This is a genomic window from Streptomyces sp. MK37H, assembly GCF_018035285.1.
GTDB classification, from domain to species: Bacteria; Actinomycetota; Actinomycetes; order Streptomycetales; family Streptomycetaceae; genus Streptomyces; species Streptomyces endocoffeicus.
This window is the reverse complement of record NZ_JAAAYH010000273.1, coordinates 1-12,294: the sequence shown is the minus strand read 5'-3', so window position 1 is coordinate 12,294 and position 12,294 is coordinate 1. Positions and strand designations below refer to the sequence as shown.

Annotated in this window: 11 protein-coding genes and 1 tRNA gene; 4 read left to right on the top strand and 8 right to left on the bottom strand. The window is 74.9% G+C overall.

The window, feature by feature from the left end; translation table 11 throughout:
* The first annotated feature begins 232 nt into the window (after nt 1–232).
* Complete coding sequence (locus tag GWI24_RS30075; RefSeq protein ID WP_210949037.1) at nt 233–1,528, top strand: nucleotide disphospho-sugar-binding domain-containing protein; 1,296 nt, start codon at nt 233–235, stop codon at nt 1,526–1,528.
* Nucleotides 1,529–1,604: 76 nt separating this feature from the next.
* Here GWI24_RS30075 and GWI24_RS30070 read toward each other — a convergent pair.
* From GWI24_RS30070 to GWI24_RS30040, 7 genes are all read right to left on the bottom strand, one after another.
* Nucleotides 1,605–1,678, bottom strand: a tRNA-Lys gene (locus tag GWI24_RS30070).
* Between the two features lie 56 nt (nt 1,679–1,734).
* Entirely contained in the window at nt 1,735–2,406 is a 672-nt protein-coding gene (locus GWI24_RS30065) for a bifunctional DNA primase/polymerase (RefSeq protein WP_210949036.1), read from the bottom strand.
* Nucleotides 2,407–2,520: 114 nt separating this feature from the next.
* Nucleotides 2,521–2,886, bottom strand: a complete 366-nt coding sequence (locus GWI24_RS30060) for a hypothetical protein (RefSeq protein WP_020871076.1) — start codon at nt 2,884–2,886, stop codon at nt 2,521–2,523.
* A 217-nt stretch (nt 2,887–3,103) separates the two neighbouring features.
* Entirely contained in the window at nt 3,104–4,486 is a 1,383-nt protein-coding gene (locus GWI24_RS30055) for an AAA family ATPase (protein ID WP_244203172.1), read from the bottom strand.
* Nucleotides 4,486–6,147, bottom strand: a complete 1,662-nt coding sequence (locus GWI24_RS30050) for a hypothetical protein (RefSeq protein ID WP_210949035.1) — start codon at nt 6,145–6,147, stop codon at nt 4,486–4,488. The genes GWI24_RS30055 and GWI24_RS30050 overlap by 1 nt, the downstream gene beginning before the upstream one ends.
* Complete coding sequence (locus GWI24_RS30045; protein WP_210949034.1) at nt 6,138–7,301, bottom strand: hypothetical protein; 1,164 nt, start codon at nt 7,299–7,301, stop codon at nt 6,138–6,140. Before GWI24_RS30045 ends, GWI24_RS30050 begins: the two co-directional genes overlap by 10 nt.
* A 31-nt stretch (nt 7,302–7,332) precedes the next feature.
* On the bottom strand, nt 7,333–8,352 hold the full coding sequence (locus GWI24_RS30040) for a phosphatase PAP2 family protein (RefSeq protein WP_210949033.1): 1,020 nt from the start codon (nt 8,350–8,352) through the stop codon (nt 7,333–7,335).
* A 309-nt stretch (nt 8,353–8,661) separates the two neighbouring features.
* Here GWI24_RS30040 and GWI24_RS30035 point away from each other — a divergent pair, with 309 nt between their 5' ends.
* Nucleotides 8,662–9,255 (top strand): histidine phosphatase family protein, encoded by a 594-nt coding sequence (locus GWI24_RS30035; protein WP_210949032.1) that lies wholly within the window; start codon nt 8,662–8,664, stop codon nt 9,253–9,255.
* A 45-nt stretch (nt 9,256–9,300) separates the two neighbouring features.
* On the opposite strand, the gene GWI24_RS30030 is transcribed toward GWI24_RS30035, so the two are convergent.
* Nucleotides 9,301–10,722 carry a tetratricopeptide repeat protein gene (locus GWI24_RS30030; protein ID WP_210949031.1) on the bottom strand — a complete coding sequence of 474 codons (1,422 nt, stop codon included), beginning with the start codon at nt 10,720–10,722 and terminating at the stop codon, nt 9,301–9,303.
* Nucleotides 10,723–10,926: 204 nt separating this feature from the next.
* Between GWI24_RS30030 and GWI24_RS30025 the strand changes: the two genes are divergently transcribed.
* Nucleotides 10,927–11,469 (top strand): hypothetical protein, encoded by a 543-nt coding sequence (locus tag GWI24_RS30025; protein WP_308344134.1) that lies wholly within the window; start codon nt 10,927–10,929, stop codon nt 11,467–11,469.
* A gap of 39 nt (nt 11,470–11,508) precedes the next feature.
* On the top strand, nt 11,509–12,294 hold a 786-nt coding region (locus GWI24_RS30020), incomplete at its 3' end, for a spermidine synthase (RefSeq protein WP_210949030.1).

Sequence of the window (12,294 nt, the reverse complement as noted above, 5' to 3'; positions counted from 1 at the left end):
CCACGACCCTCGAGGGCTCCACGACCCCCGGGGGCCCCACGACCAGCCCCGAGGACATCGCCCGCGCTCTCGTCTTCCTGTGCTCGGCGGCCAACGGCGCGATCACGGGCGAGACGCTGACACTCGCGGGGCGCACCTGAGCCCCGCCGGGGGATGCGCGGGGTCGGCTCGGTGTCATGTCCATCGGCCGGACGGGGCTGTCCGGCCGGCTCGACCTCTGCGGGAGGTGACCATGCGCGTCCTGTTCACGACCTGGGCCTCGGGCGCCCATCTCGTCCCCATGGTGCCGCTGGCCCGCGCCCTGCTCGAGGCCGGGCACCAGGTGCGGGTCGCGGTGCCGTCCGAGTGCGCGGCGGCCGTCGCCCGGACCGGCCTGGTGCCGGTGCAGATCGGCGCCCTGCCCACGGCGGTGGTCAGACCGCCGGACGCAGCGCACCGCCCGCGTGGCATCTGGCCCACGGACTGGCCGGTGCGGCCCGCCGCGCTCACCCCGGAGCAGCACGGCGTGCTGCGCGCCTGCGGCGACCGGCAGGTGCGGATCGCCGAGGCGATGGCCCAGGGCCTGGTGGCCTTCGCCCGCTGCTGGCAGCCGGAGCTGGTGGTGCACGACGCGGGCGCGTACGCGGGCACGGTGGCCGCGGGGGCGCTGGGGGTGCCCGCGGTCGGTCAGCTGTGGGGGAGCGCGGCCGTCCTGCGGCTGGACCGGCAGCGGCTCGAAGGGCCGCCGCTGCCCGGCTACGCCCGGCTGATGCGGCGCTACGGCGCCGATCCGGCGCGCGAGCCCGACCTGTGGCTCGACCCCTGCCCGCCGAGCCTCGCGCTGCCCTCGCGGGCGCGGCGGCTGCCGGTGCGCTTCGTGCCGCACGACGGGACGCCGCCGGATGAGACGCCGTCGCCGTACGAGGCCCGCCGCGCCGGGGCGCACCCCGGGCACCTCGGGCACCCCGGGCACCCCGGGCACCCCGGGCGCCACACCGCCGCGTCGAACGGGCGGCGCGGACCGAGCGGCGGCCCCAGGCGCTCCGGGCCGGTGCGGGTGTGCGCGGCGTGGGACGACGCCGGTGGCCCGCCGGACGCCGTACGGGCCGCGCTGTGGGCCGCCGAGGCGCGGGGCGTGGAGGTCGTCCGGGTCGGAAGCGCCGCCGAGGGGCGGCCGCCCGCCGGGCCGCTGCACCGGGTGCTGCCGGGCTGCCGGGCGCTGCTCCACCAGGGCGGGGGCGCGGTGGTGCTGGCCGCCGCCATGGCCGGGGTGCCGCAGCTGGTCGTCGCGCCCCGCCTGGAGCATCAGCTGAACGGGGCGCGGCTGGCCCGGGCGGGCGCCGGGATGTATCTGCCCGCCGGCGCCCTCGACGCCACCCGGCCCGGGGCGCGGGCGGCGGGCGCCCGGCTGGCCCTGGATCTGTTCGCCCTGCTGGAGCAGCCCTCGTACGCCGTGGCGGCGCACGTCCTGCGCCGGGAGGCGCTCGCGATGCCCGGCCCGGACAATGCGGTGCGGGCGGTCACCCGGCTCACGGGCCCCGCGGTGTGAGGGCCGTCATGCGCGTCCTGTGCCGACGGGGTACGCGAAAGGCCCCCCACCGAAGTGAGGGGCCTTTCACTGTCTGTGCGCCGCCAGGGACTCGAACCCCGGACCCGCTGATTAAGAGTCAGCTGCTCTAACCAACTGAGCTAGCGGCGCCTGCTGACGTAGGAGACCTTAGCACCCGGACGCCACGGAGTGAAAATCGATAAGTTTCAGCCCGGAAAGGCGGCGGGTGCGCTGGTCACAGCCGTGCTGACAAGATCACCACCGGCGGCGCGGGCCGCCCTCACACACGCCCACAGCAGCACCTCGGGGCCGGGCAGCCAGGGGCCGCGGACATCGGGCGCGACCAGCCAGCGCGGCGACGGCATCGGGGTGGACTCCCGGGTTCCGGACTCCGCGGCCCGGGACTCCCGGGCGCCGGGCTTCCTGGCGCCGGATTCCGGGGTATCGCGCTCCAGGGGCGCCGCCTCCTGTGGACCGGGGTCCGGCGGGAACAGCGGCGGCACGGTCACCGCGTCGCCCCGGCCGTAGCAGAGCAGCGGGGGAGCGGCCGCGCCCCACTCCTCCCAGCCGAGCAGCGCGGGCAGCCGCTGGGCGGTCCCCGGGGTGGCGAAGAGCATGACCCGGCCGCCCTGGGCCGCGACCGGTCCGGTGCCGGGGCCGTCGGTCCATAACCGGCTCACTACCCGGCGGCCGAAGAGCGCGTCCATGCTGATCACGTCGAACGCCGTGCCGCACGGCAGCGTCACCGGGGCGGTCGGGGCAGCGGCCCACAGGGCCTGCACACCGCGCGGGGAGGCGCTGGCCGAGGCGAGCCAGTCCGCGCCTGCCGGGGTGACGAAGGCGGCGGTGTGAAGTGAGTCCTGCGGCGATCTGCTCATGTTTCCACCTTTACCGTCGGCGATGACGGTGTAGAGAGATGAGACGAAACCGGGACATCGGATGGCGGCATCGGGTACCTTCCGCTCGCATATGCCCCGGGCTCACGCCTGCCGTCAGTCCAGCACCTCGCCGCCCCGCATCAGCTCACGACCGAACTCGACCATCTTCTTGGCGTAATCCTCGGTCCACTCGGCACGCTCGGCGATCACGGCGGGCGTCAGCCGATCGAACCGCCTCGGGTCGGCGAGCTGCGCGGCCGCCATCGCCTGGAACTCCATCGCCCGGTCCGTCGCCGCGCGGAACGCCAGCACCAGCTCCGTCGAGCGGGACAGCAGCTCACGCGGGTCTTCGATCGACTCCAGGTCGAAGAAGTGCGCCTCGTCCGACGCGGCGGCGGCCGGTTCGAAGAGCAGGGGCGCGGGCTTCAGCCGCCGGGGCGCGGAGCCGTGCCGGCCGTGAGCCGAATCCGGCTCGGGCATGTGATCTCTCCTCCTGGCTCGTGAGACACGTACTGGCTCGTGAGGCACGTACGGTTCGCGGGTCTTGTCGTCTCCATTGTCGCGCGTAGGGCAAGGGCGCCCCCGCCGTACGCCGCCGACCTGGGGTCTCTCCCCACCTCGCCGCGCCCTGAACCATGGCCGCACCTCTCACCCCGGTGACGCACCGTGCGGCCACCGGGAACGCGCCCTCACGCCCTTACGGCCGCCATGCCACCCGGTGCTCGGACAGGTGCGCCAGCACCGCGTGGTTGGCCTCCCAGCCGTCCGGGAACTTCACCGTGACGCCCAGCTGCACCGGCTCCGTGGACGGATGCTCGTCCAGCAGCTCGGCCACCCCCGCCCGGCACACCACCACACACGCCTGCCGGTGCCGCGACGCCAGCACGCACAGCCGCCCCGTCTCCAGGTGGAAGGCTGTGGCGTCCGGCCGCCCCGACAGCGGGTGCAGCACGACCGTGACATCGAACTCACGCCCTTGGAGGCGATTGGCGGTGTCGACGGTGACGCCGGAGACCCCGAGCCCCGCCAGCGCCGCCCGGACCGCCGCCGCCTGGTCCCGGTGCGCCGTGCCCACCGCGATCCGGTCAGCCGCGACCGGCTGCGGCTCGTCGGACCGCTCACTGACCGCCACCGCGCCCCGGTCCAGCAGCCGCCGCACCACCTGGGCCACGGCCGCCACCGCCTCCGGGTCGGTGCGCGGAGTGCGCCGGGCGGGCAGCTCCAGCAGCCCCCAGCCGGACGCGGCGGCCTCGTCCAGCACCCGGTCAGGGCCCGAGCCGTCGGAGGCCACCCCGAAGCTCAGCCGCCGCTCGCCGTGGCCGGTGCCGCTGCGGAAGGGCGTGTACGGATAGAACGCGTGCGAGACCAGCGGCGCGGCCGAGGCGGGCAGCCGCCAGGAGACCGGCAGCCGGTGCTGCGGAAGCCGCGGATTGTGGGCGAGCAGAGTGGTGACCGCGCTCGCCGACGGGTCGTACGAAAGCCCCGCCCACTGGTCGGCGCCCACCACGCTGAACGGGTCCAGCTGCCCGGGGTCGCCCACGAACAGCGCCCGCTCGAACAGCCCGGCGACCGCCAGCAGCGCGTCGGAGCGCATCTGGTACGCCTCGTCCACGATCGCGTGCCGCCACGGCTCGACGTGTCTGATGTGCGCCCACTTCGCGGCCGTGGAGACCACGATGTCGAGCCCGGCGAGGTCGGCGATCTTCGCGGAGGCGCGTACCGACTCATGACCGTCGAGCACCGGGTCGTACGGATGGGGATCACTGCTGTGCAGCCGCCCCACCGGAAGGTCGGGGTCCGCCGTGGCAAGCCGGTCCACCAGGTCGTCCACCTGGGCGTTGGTCTGCGCGACCACCATCAGCGGCCGCCCGGCGGCGGCCAGCTCCCGCGCCGCCCGCACCACCAGCGTCGACTTGCCCGCACCGGGCGGGGAGTCCACGACGACGCCGCGGTCCGCTCCGTGCAGCGTGTCGTGCAGGATCGCCTCGGTGGCGCGCGCCGCGGCGGCCGACGGGTCGAACGGCTCGCCCGCGCGGGCACGGCCCGGGTGGGCCGCGGCGGCGGCCGGGTCCGCGCCGATCACAGATAGTCCTCCTCGGTCATCGGGTCGGGCTGGGGGCCCTGGGCCGGGGCGGCGGCGTCCGGCGGGCCGCCGTGGGTCCAGGGGGTGCTCTCCGCGTCGGGCAGCTCGGGGCCGCCGCGCGGGGCGTGCTCGAACAGCGTCCAGCACACCCGGTCGCCCTTCTCGGGCACCGTGCCAGGCTCGGGCTGCTTGCCCCGGCCCATCCCGCCGGTCAGCCGCACCACCAGCGCATGACCTGGGCCATGCGCATCGCCCGGGCCGTCCACGACATCGGCTCCGCCGGCCTCGTCGGACGCGTCAGCACCGTCCATGTCCGCGAGACCGGCGAACTCCCCGCTCTGCGCCCTGCCGTCGGCCGTGACCCGGTGCAGCTTGACCCGCTCGGCCAGGTGCGGACGGTCCTCGGTGCGGATCGTGACCAGCGGGCGCGGGCGCGGCACCTTCGCGTCCGACCAGACCATCTCCACATCGATCACCTCGCCCGCGAACGCCTCACCGGCCAGCCGCCGCCCCGCCATGACCAGCGGATCGTCCAGCGCCTCATGGGCGTCCAGCTGGGCCTGCGCGGTCTCGCGCGCGGCGAGCTTCTGCGCCGCCGTCACCGCGTCGTCCAGCTTGGGCTGCGGTGGCTCCCCGGCCCGGACCCGGTCCCGGTGGCCGGTGTAGGACCAGCGGTCCCGCTTCCAGCGGTCCGCCACCCGCGCGCCCTCCGGGAGGGCGCGCAGCAGATCCACCCCGTGCCACAGCGCGTCCCAGGTGGGCCGCAGCTGGGATTCGATCAGCCCGCGCAGCTCCGCCTCGGCGAGCCGCAGCCGCGCCGCGCCCCCGGCCACGCCTTGTGACGCCTCGGTACGCGCCGCGTCGTAGCGGGACATCGCCGGGGCCAGCAGCTTGTTGTCGAAGGCGGGGTCGGTGGCCGGGCCGGCGGGCGGGCAGCGCAGCCGGCCGTCCTCGTCCCGCTCCGACTCCGCCCGCAGCGCCGCCTCCGCCCCCGGCACGCCCTCCGGGGGGTCGATCCAGGCCAGCAGCGAGCCCAGGTGCTGATCCTCGAGATTGCTCTGCCCGGTCGCCCAGTGACGGCTCAGCAGCTCGGTGAGCGACAGCAGCAGACAGGAGCCGGGCACCCGCGCCCGCTCCCCGTAGTGGGTCAGCCACCGCCCCAGCAGCGGTACCCGCGCGGGCGCCGGGAAGGGCGTCTCCGGGTCCTGCTCGGCGGTCCGCCGGAACCGCATCGACCGGCCCAGCAGCCGTACGAACGCCACGCCCGCGGCGCTGGGCACCAGCAGCTGCGGCGCGTCCTGACAGAGCTCGACCTGGACCGGCACCTTCTTACCGGTCTCCGGATCGGTCTCCTTGCGCTCCTCCAGCTCGACCTCGTCCCCGTACGAGTCCAGATACGGCTGGATCTCCTCGGCGAGCTCGGCGAGAAACGCGAACCGCAGGTCGCGGTCGCGCGGCTGGGCCACGATCAGCAGCCGTGGCGCGTCCCGGTCGGTGCCCACCAGGGCCCCGAGCGGCGCCCCCGCCTCACCGGCGGTGGTGAGCGGGACGAACGCCAGCGGACGCTCCGACAGATGGCGGTGGCGCACGGTGGTCAGGGGCTGGGCCCGCCCCTCCCGGACCGCCTCCATCCGGGCCAGGGTGGTGATCAGCGACATGCCACCGCCTCGGGGCGGGACGCGAGCGCCTCGGCGCGCAGGGCCGCCGCGCGGCGCAGGGCGTCCACGGCGGGGTCACCGGTGGGCGCTTCGTCGGCGGGGCCGTTCATGGCGGCCGTAAGGACGGCGTCCACGGTGGTGAGCCCGCCCAGCTCGCCCCGGACGCCACGGCCCAGCGCCTCGACCTGTCCCGCCGCGCGGGACCGCGTCCGGCAGTGGGCGGCCAGCTCGCACGTGGACAGGCACTCCGGCGCGTACGCCGCGTCCACCGCGTCCACGGCGGCCGTGAGCTCCTCGACCGGCCGGGTCGGGATGCGGCCGTCGTCGGTGAGCCGGAGGTCGAAGGTGGTGCCCTCGGGGAGGGCGGCGGCGATCTCCTCGATCCGTGTCAGCCGGTCCAGCTGCCGCCGGGTGACCGCCAGCTGCTTGCGCACATCGACCAGTTCGGCGGTCGGCAGGTTGGAGAAGTCCTTGGGGCAGACGAGCAGCACCTGATACCGCACCCGGGCCCGCACGGGAGCGCGGTCCGCCCTGTTCGCAGCCTCCGCCGGATCCGTCGCGTCGCCGCCGCCCTCCTCCGGCTCGCCGATCATCGCCGCCACCCGCTCCAGCGCCAGCGTGTAGACCGCCGACTGCCGGGCGGCCGCGCCCACCTTGGCCGGGTCGGCGGAGCCGTCCACCATCGGGAAGGACTTGATCTCGATGACCGTCCACGACCCGTCGGGGTGCACCACGACCGCGTCCGGCTCCAGGAAGGCGGGCGAGCCCGCGACGTCCAGGCTCACCATCGGATGGTCCAGCAGCGCCCAGCGCCCCGCCTCCGTGGCCTCCCGCAGCGCGAGCGCCGTACGGGCCGTGCGGCCCTGTGGCCCGGACGCGGTCAGATCGGGGGTCGTGACGGCGCCGGGGCCGGGCGGCTCCGAGCCGTCGCGCAGCCGCTCGTGCAGCAGCCGCACCAGATCCGCGCCGCCGTCGGCCTTGACCCGGGCCTCGAAGGAATTGCCGCGCTGATGCGCGAACTGCGACTGACCGAAGTTCGCGGGAGCCCCCAGGGCCTGCGCCAGCGCACCCTTGTCGACCCCGGCCCCGTCCAGCAGCGCACGGCGGCGGCAGCCCGGGTTGGCGGCCAGTGCCGCCAGCGCTCGGGCGTCCATCGGACGGGGAGCGGTGGCCGGGCCGCGCAGCTCAGCGAGCCGCTGCCGGAGTCCCGTCGCCTGCCGTGGAGGCCGCGTCGTCCGTGGCGCCCCGGCCGCCCGTACCGGCACCGGCTCCCCGGCCGCCGTCGTCCGCGGCACCGTCGGTGCGTTGCCTGTCCGCGCCCCTGTCCTGCTGTCGGGGGATCCGTTCCCGTTCACGCGCCGAAGTCTCGCACTTGTCACCGACATTCGCGGGCACACCCGCGTTTCGGGAGGCGACGGGGGCCTCCTGAGCCGGGCGCAGGCGGGTGCGCAGGGCCTCCGTGAGCCGCAGCGCCGGGCCCGCCAGCAGCGCCCCGAGCCCCATGGTGGCGACGCCGGCGGCCGCGTCCAGGAAGTAGTGGTTGGCGGTGCCCATCACCACGAGCGTGATCGCCAGCGGATAGCCGACCGCGCCGACCTTGGCCCACACCGAGCGTCCGTGCCGCCACAGGGCGACGCCGCACCACAGCGCCCATCCCACGTGGAGGCTGGGCATCGCCGCGTACTGGTTGGTCAGCCCGCCGAGCCCGCGCGGTGCGCTGGCGTCGCCGCCCCACCAGCCGTACGACCCGTACTGCGCCATGGTGTCCACGAAGCCGTGGCTCGCGTCCAGGAGCCGTGGCGGGCACGTCGGCAGCAGGGTGAAGCCGATGAGCCCGATGACCGTGGAGACCAGCAGCCAGGTGCGCAGAAAGCGGTAGTCCGACGCCTTACGGCGCTTCCACAGCCACATCAGGATGGCCGGGGTGAGGACGTAATGCAGCGAGGCGTAGGCGAAGTCCGCCGGTATGCCTATGACCGCGTTGGCAGTGAAGAGGTCGTTCAGCGGCGACTCGAAGTCGATGTTCAGACGCTGTTCGAAATGGAGGATCGCCAGACCGTGATCGACGGCGGTGGACACATCGCCGCGGGCCAGGAGCCGACCGGCCGAGTACGCGGCGTACACCACCGCTATGAGCGGCAGTTCGGTCCACCAACGGGGCCGACTGCCCTGTGCTGCTCCGGCACGGGGCACGGTGTGGGGCATTCGGACGCTCTCCAAAGTTCAGGCGGCCAGGAAAAGGCGCGCGGTCAACCGTACGGTGTAGGCGAAGCGGCCTACGCACCGCCCCCATCCGCGAGCGCGCCCACTGTCGGGACCGCCTGGCGGACTCGCGCGCAGCCTGGAAGACGCCAGGAGTGACCCGGAGGTTGCCTGCCGATCACGTGCGCGATGATGGAGGGATGGTGATCGGCCATGTGCCGGTCCCGTGATGTGCACGAAACCGCAGGCAGCGACGTGTAATGGCGCACGGCGGCGCGGCGGTGCGGATCCGGTGAAAGAAGGCGCTGCCCCATGGCCCCACGCATCCTCCTGGCCCGGCACGGACAGACGCGGTGGTCGCTGACCGGGAAGCACACCGGCCGTACGGACATCCCGCTGCTGGACGAGGGGCGGCGCGGTGCCAAACTGCTCGGCGAGCGGCTGCGCCACGGCCCCTGGGCGGGCCTCCCGGACGTCGAGGTGCGCACCAGCCCGCTGGCGCGGGCGAAGGAGACCTGCGCGCTGGCGGGCTTCGGCGACCGGGCGCGGGAGTGGGACGCGCTCCTGGAGTGGGACTACGGCGGGTACGAGGGGATGACCCCCGCCGAGATCAAGGCCAACCGGCCGGGCTGGCTCATCTGGCGCGACGGGGTGCCCGAGGGCGAGTCGATCGCCTCGATCGCGGCGCGGGCCGACGAGGTCGTGGAGTGGGCGCGCTCGGCCGACCGCGATGTGCTGGTCTTCGCGCACGGCCACATCCTGCGGACGCTGGGCGCCCGTTGGCTCGGCCATGACGTCTCCTTCGCCGCCCGGATCCGGCTCGATCCCACGTCCCTGTCGGTGCTCGGCTGGGCGTACGGCGAGCCCGCCATCGAGCGCTGGAACGACACCGGCCATCTCGACTGAACCGGCCATTGGACCGGCCATCCCGATCGAGGGGCCGAACCGGCGTCAGACCGGGCTGGTGAGGCCGGCCGGCGCTGGGCGCGCGGCGGCCTCGGGGCGCGCGGTCGTCTCATAGCGGGCGAGGAAGTCCGCGACCACCCCATCGCGACCGTAAGGACGAAGTATCCGGGCCGTGTCGTCGAGCATCCGGCGGATCCGCGACGACTTCACCTGGTCCAGCAGGCCGAGCGCCCGGCCGGCCGAGGCGGCGGCCGCGTCCGGCGCGCCGCCCGCCACCAGATCGCTCGCCAGCTCGGTGGTGAACAGCGCGATATTGCGGGTGAAGTGGGGGTTCTGCAGGGCCACCGCGCGCCGCGCGTGCTCCACGGCGCGCTTCCAGTCGCCGAGCGCCGACCAGCACTGCGCCTCCAGCCCCTCCAGTTCGGCCTCCCCGAAGAAGCTCATCCACTCGGGGTCGGCGTCGCAGGGCCCGCGCCCGAACAGCGTCCGGGCGCGCAGCAGCGCCCGCTCACAGCCGCCCCGGTCGGTCAGCCGGGCGAGCCCCCCGGCCTCGCGCAGCGCGAGCAGCGACAGCAGCCGTGGCGAGGCGAGCCGCTCGGCGACCCGCTGGGCCGCCTGCGCCGCCCTTACGGCCTCGCGGGGGTGCCCGGCGTCGCGGGCGAGGAAGGCGGTGTTGCAGAACGCGTGCGCCTCCAGGGCGGCGTCGCCGGAGACCCGCGCGGTGGCCAGGGCCTCGGCGTAATGGGACCGGGCGTCGGACAGCCGCCCGGAGTCATGGGCCAGCCAGCCCACCGAGATGGCCAGTTCGCCCGCGCCCGCGAAGAGCCGCTCGGCGATCGAGCGGTTGTAGCCGCCCGCGTCGAGCAGCGCGTAGGCGGCGCTCAGCGGTTTGGCGGTGTGCGCGTAGAGGGGGTCGGCGCCGTGCCGGTCGTCCAGCACCCGGATCCGCCGCACGGCCTCCTCCACGGCGGCGGCCTCGGCCTCGCCCACCCGCCGCCCCGCCCGCCGGGGCGGCGTCCCGGCCCGGGGCGCGGCGGCCACGGCGGCGGCCGCCGCCCCACCGGCCATGAACGAGCGGCGCAGCAGTTCGCTCTCCTCGAAGACGTCGACGGACCCCTTGCCCTGGGGCTCGCAGGGCCCGGGGCGCGGGCCGGGCACGGGGACGGGAGGGCCCGCGGGGCCGCGCGCCTGGTGGCCGCGCACCGACTCACGGGAGGCGAAGCCGAGATCCGTAAGGGTGCGGCCGGGGAACATATGGCGGAAGACCCGCTCGTACGCGTAGTTGGGGCAGCGGATCGCCCCCGACTCGACACGGCCGATATAGCGGGCGTCGCAGGAGACCTGCTCGCCGATCTCACGGGCGGCGCGGCGCACGGACGCCGCGAACTCGGAGGGCGAGAGCTGTCCGCGCAGCCGGCGGAACGCGGTGTTCGGCCGGGGTGGCGTGAGCTCTGGAAGCGGCGTCATCTGAGCCTCTCCCTTGGTGATGCCAGGTGGGCGGGGGAGAACCGTACCGGCTGTGAGATCCACGACACTCGGAGATTTCCGGCAAATGTGACGTCTCGCCCACGATCTGCCATGAACTGCCATCCTTTACGGCGGCCTTCGGCCGTAGCCGTTGACACCGCCGCGCGTTGAACCAGGTGCTACCCGATGAAGAGGGAGGCCGGAGTGGATACCAGCCGCTCACGGACGACTGCCCAGCACCCCCAGCGCCAGGACTGCGATCTTGTCACCGTGCCCGCCCGCCAGGGGCTGGAGGCGGTGGACATCATGCGTCGTGCGTGCGACGGCCTCGGCCCCGTCCTGCACGACAACGCCGGCGACACCCTCGGCTTCCTGGTCCCGCCCGGCACGGCGGACGGCTGGGACCTGCCGGGCTCGGCGTGTACCCAGACATCCGGACGCGGGATCCGGATAAATATCGACCCCGGCACCGGCACCCCCGCCGAGGCCGGAGACACCCGAACGGGAGACTCCGCATTCGGAGACCCCCCATACGGAGACAGCGAATCCGGAGACACCGCACCCGGAGACAGTGACTCCGGAGACAGCGAATCCGGCGCGGCCGGGAACGAGGCCCCGCCGGGCGTCGGCACCGGCTGGCTGGTGCCGCCCGACGCGGCGTACACGGTCGCCACCGACCCCGCCGAGCTCCGGGCGGCGCTCGGTGAGGCGGCCCGCACGATCGAGGCCGTCGACCGCTGCCAGTGAGCCGGGGGGCTGTCAGTGGTCGGCCCCATACTGGGACACATGGCGAAAGGCACGAACAAGCGAGCCGCGCGCGGGCGCGGAGCGGCGCGGGGGCGCAGCCCCGAGCCGGTCACCGCATCCGTCGACGGGGGGCTCGCCGAGCTCGTGCCGGACCGGGACCGGCCGCGCGGCTGGACGCTGCTGCTCGACGGCAAGCCGCAGTCGCATGTGGACCTCGACGACCCGGCCCATCTCGACTTCGAGTACCAGCGCAGATTCGGCCATGTCGCCGATCTCGCCGCCCCTCCCGGCCGCCCGCTGCACGCGGTCCATCTGGGCGGCGGCGCCTTCACCCTCGCCCGCTATATAGCGGCCACCCGCCCCCGCTCCACCCAGCAGATCATCGAGATCGACGCCCCGCTCGTCCAGTTCGTCCGGCGTGAGCTGCCGCTGGACCCCGGTGACCGGATACGGGTGCGCGGCGCCGACGCCCGGGCCGGGCTCGCCAAGGTGCCCGACGGCTGGGCGGATCTGATCATCGCGGATGTCTTCAGCGGAGCCCGTACGCCCGCCCATCTCACCAGTGGGGAGTTCCTCGCCGAGGTGCGCCGCGCCCTGCGCCCCGACGGGTGCTACGCCGCGAATCTCGCCGACGGTCCGCCGCTGGCCCATCTGAAGGCCCAGATCGCCACCGCCCGCGCCGCGTTCGCCGAGGTGTGTCTGACCGCCGACCCCGCCCTGCTGCGCGGCCGCCGCTTCGGCAACGCCGTGCTGCTGGCCGCCGATCGCGAATTGCCGCTGGCCGAGCTCACCCGCCGCGCCGCGGGCGATCCGCACCCCGCCAGG

Bases quoted from the DNA above. Each gene is read 5' to 3' on its own strand.
- GWI24_RS30075 (WP_210949037.1), top strand. From the start codon at position 233: ATGCGCGTCCTGTTCACGACCTGGGCCTCGGGCGCCCATCTCGTCCCC.
- GWI24_RS30065 (WP_210949036.1), bottom strand. From the start codon at position 2,406: ATGAGCAGATCGCCGCAGGACTCACTTCACACCGCCGCCTTCGTCACC.
- GWI24_RS30060 (WP_020871076.1), bottom strand. From the start codon at position 2,886: ATGCCCGAGCCGGATTCGGCTCACGGCCGGCACGGCTCCGCGCCCCGG.
- GWI24_RS30050 (WP_210949035.1), bottom strand. From the start codon at position 6,147: ATGTCGCTGATCACCACCCTGGCCCGGATGGAGGCGGTCCGGGAGGGG.
- GWI24_RS30045 (WP_210949034.1), bottom strand. From the start codon at position 7,301: ATGGACGCCCGAGCGCTGGCGGCACTGGCCGCCAACCCGGGCTGCCGC.
- GWI24_RS30040 (WP_210949033.1), bottom strand. From the start codon at position 8,352: ATGCCCCACACCGTGCCCCGTGCCGGAGCAGCACAGGGCAGTCGGCCC.
- GWI24_RS30035 (WP_210949032.1), top strand. From the start codon at position 8,662: ATGGCCCCACGCATCCTCCTGGCCCGGCACGGACAGACGCGGTGGTCG.
- GWI24_RS30030 (WP_210949031.1), bottom strand. From the start codon at position 10,722: ATGACGCCGCTTCCAGAGCTCACGCCACCCCGGCCGAACACCGCGTTC.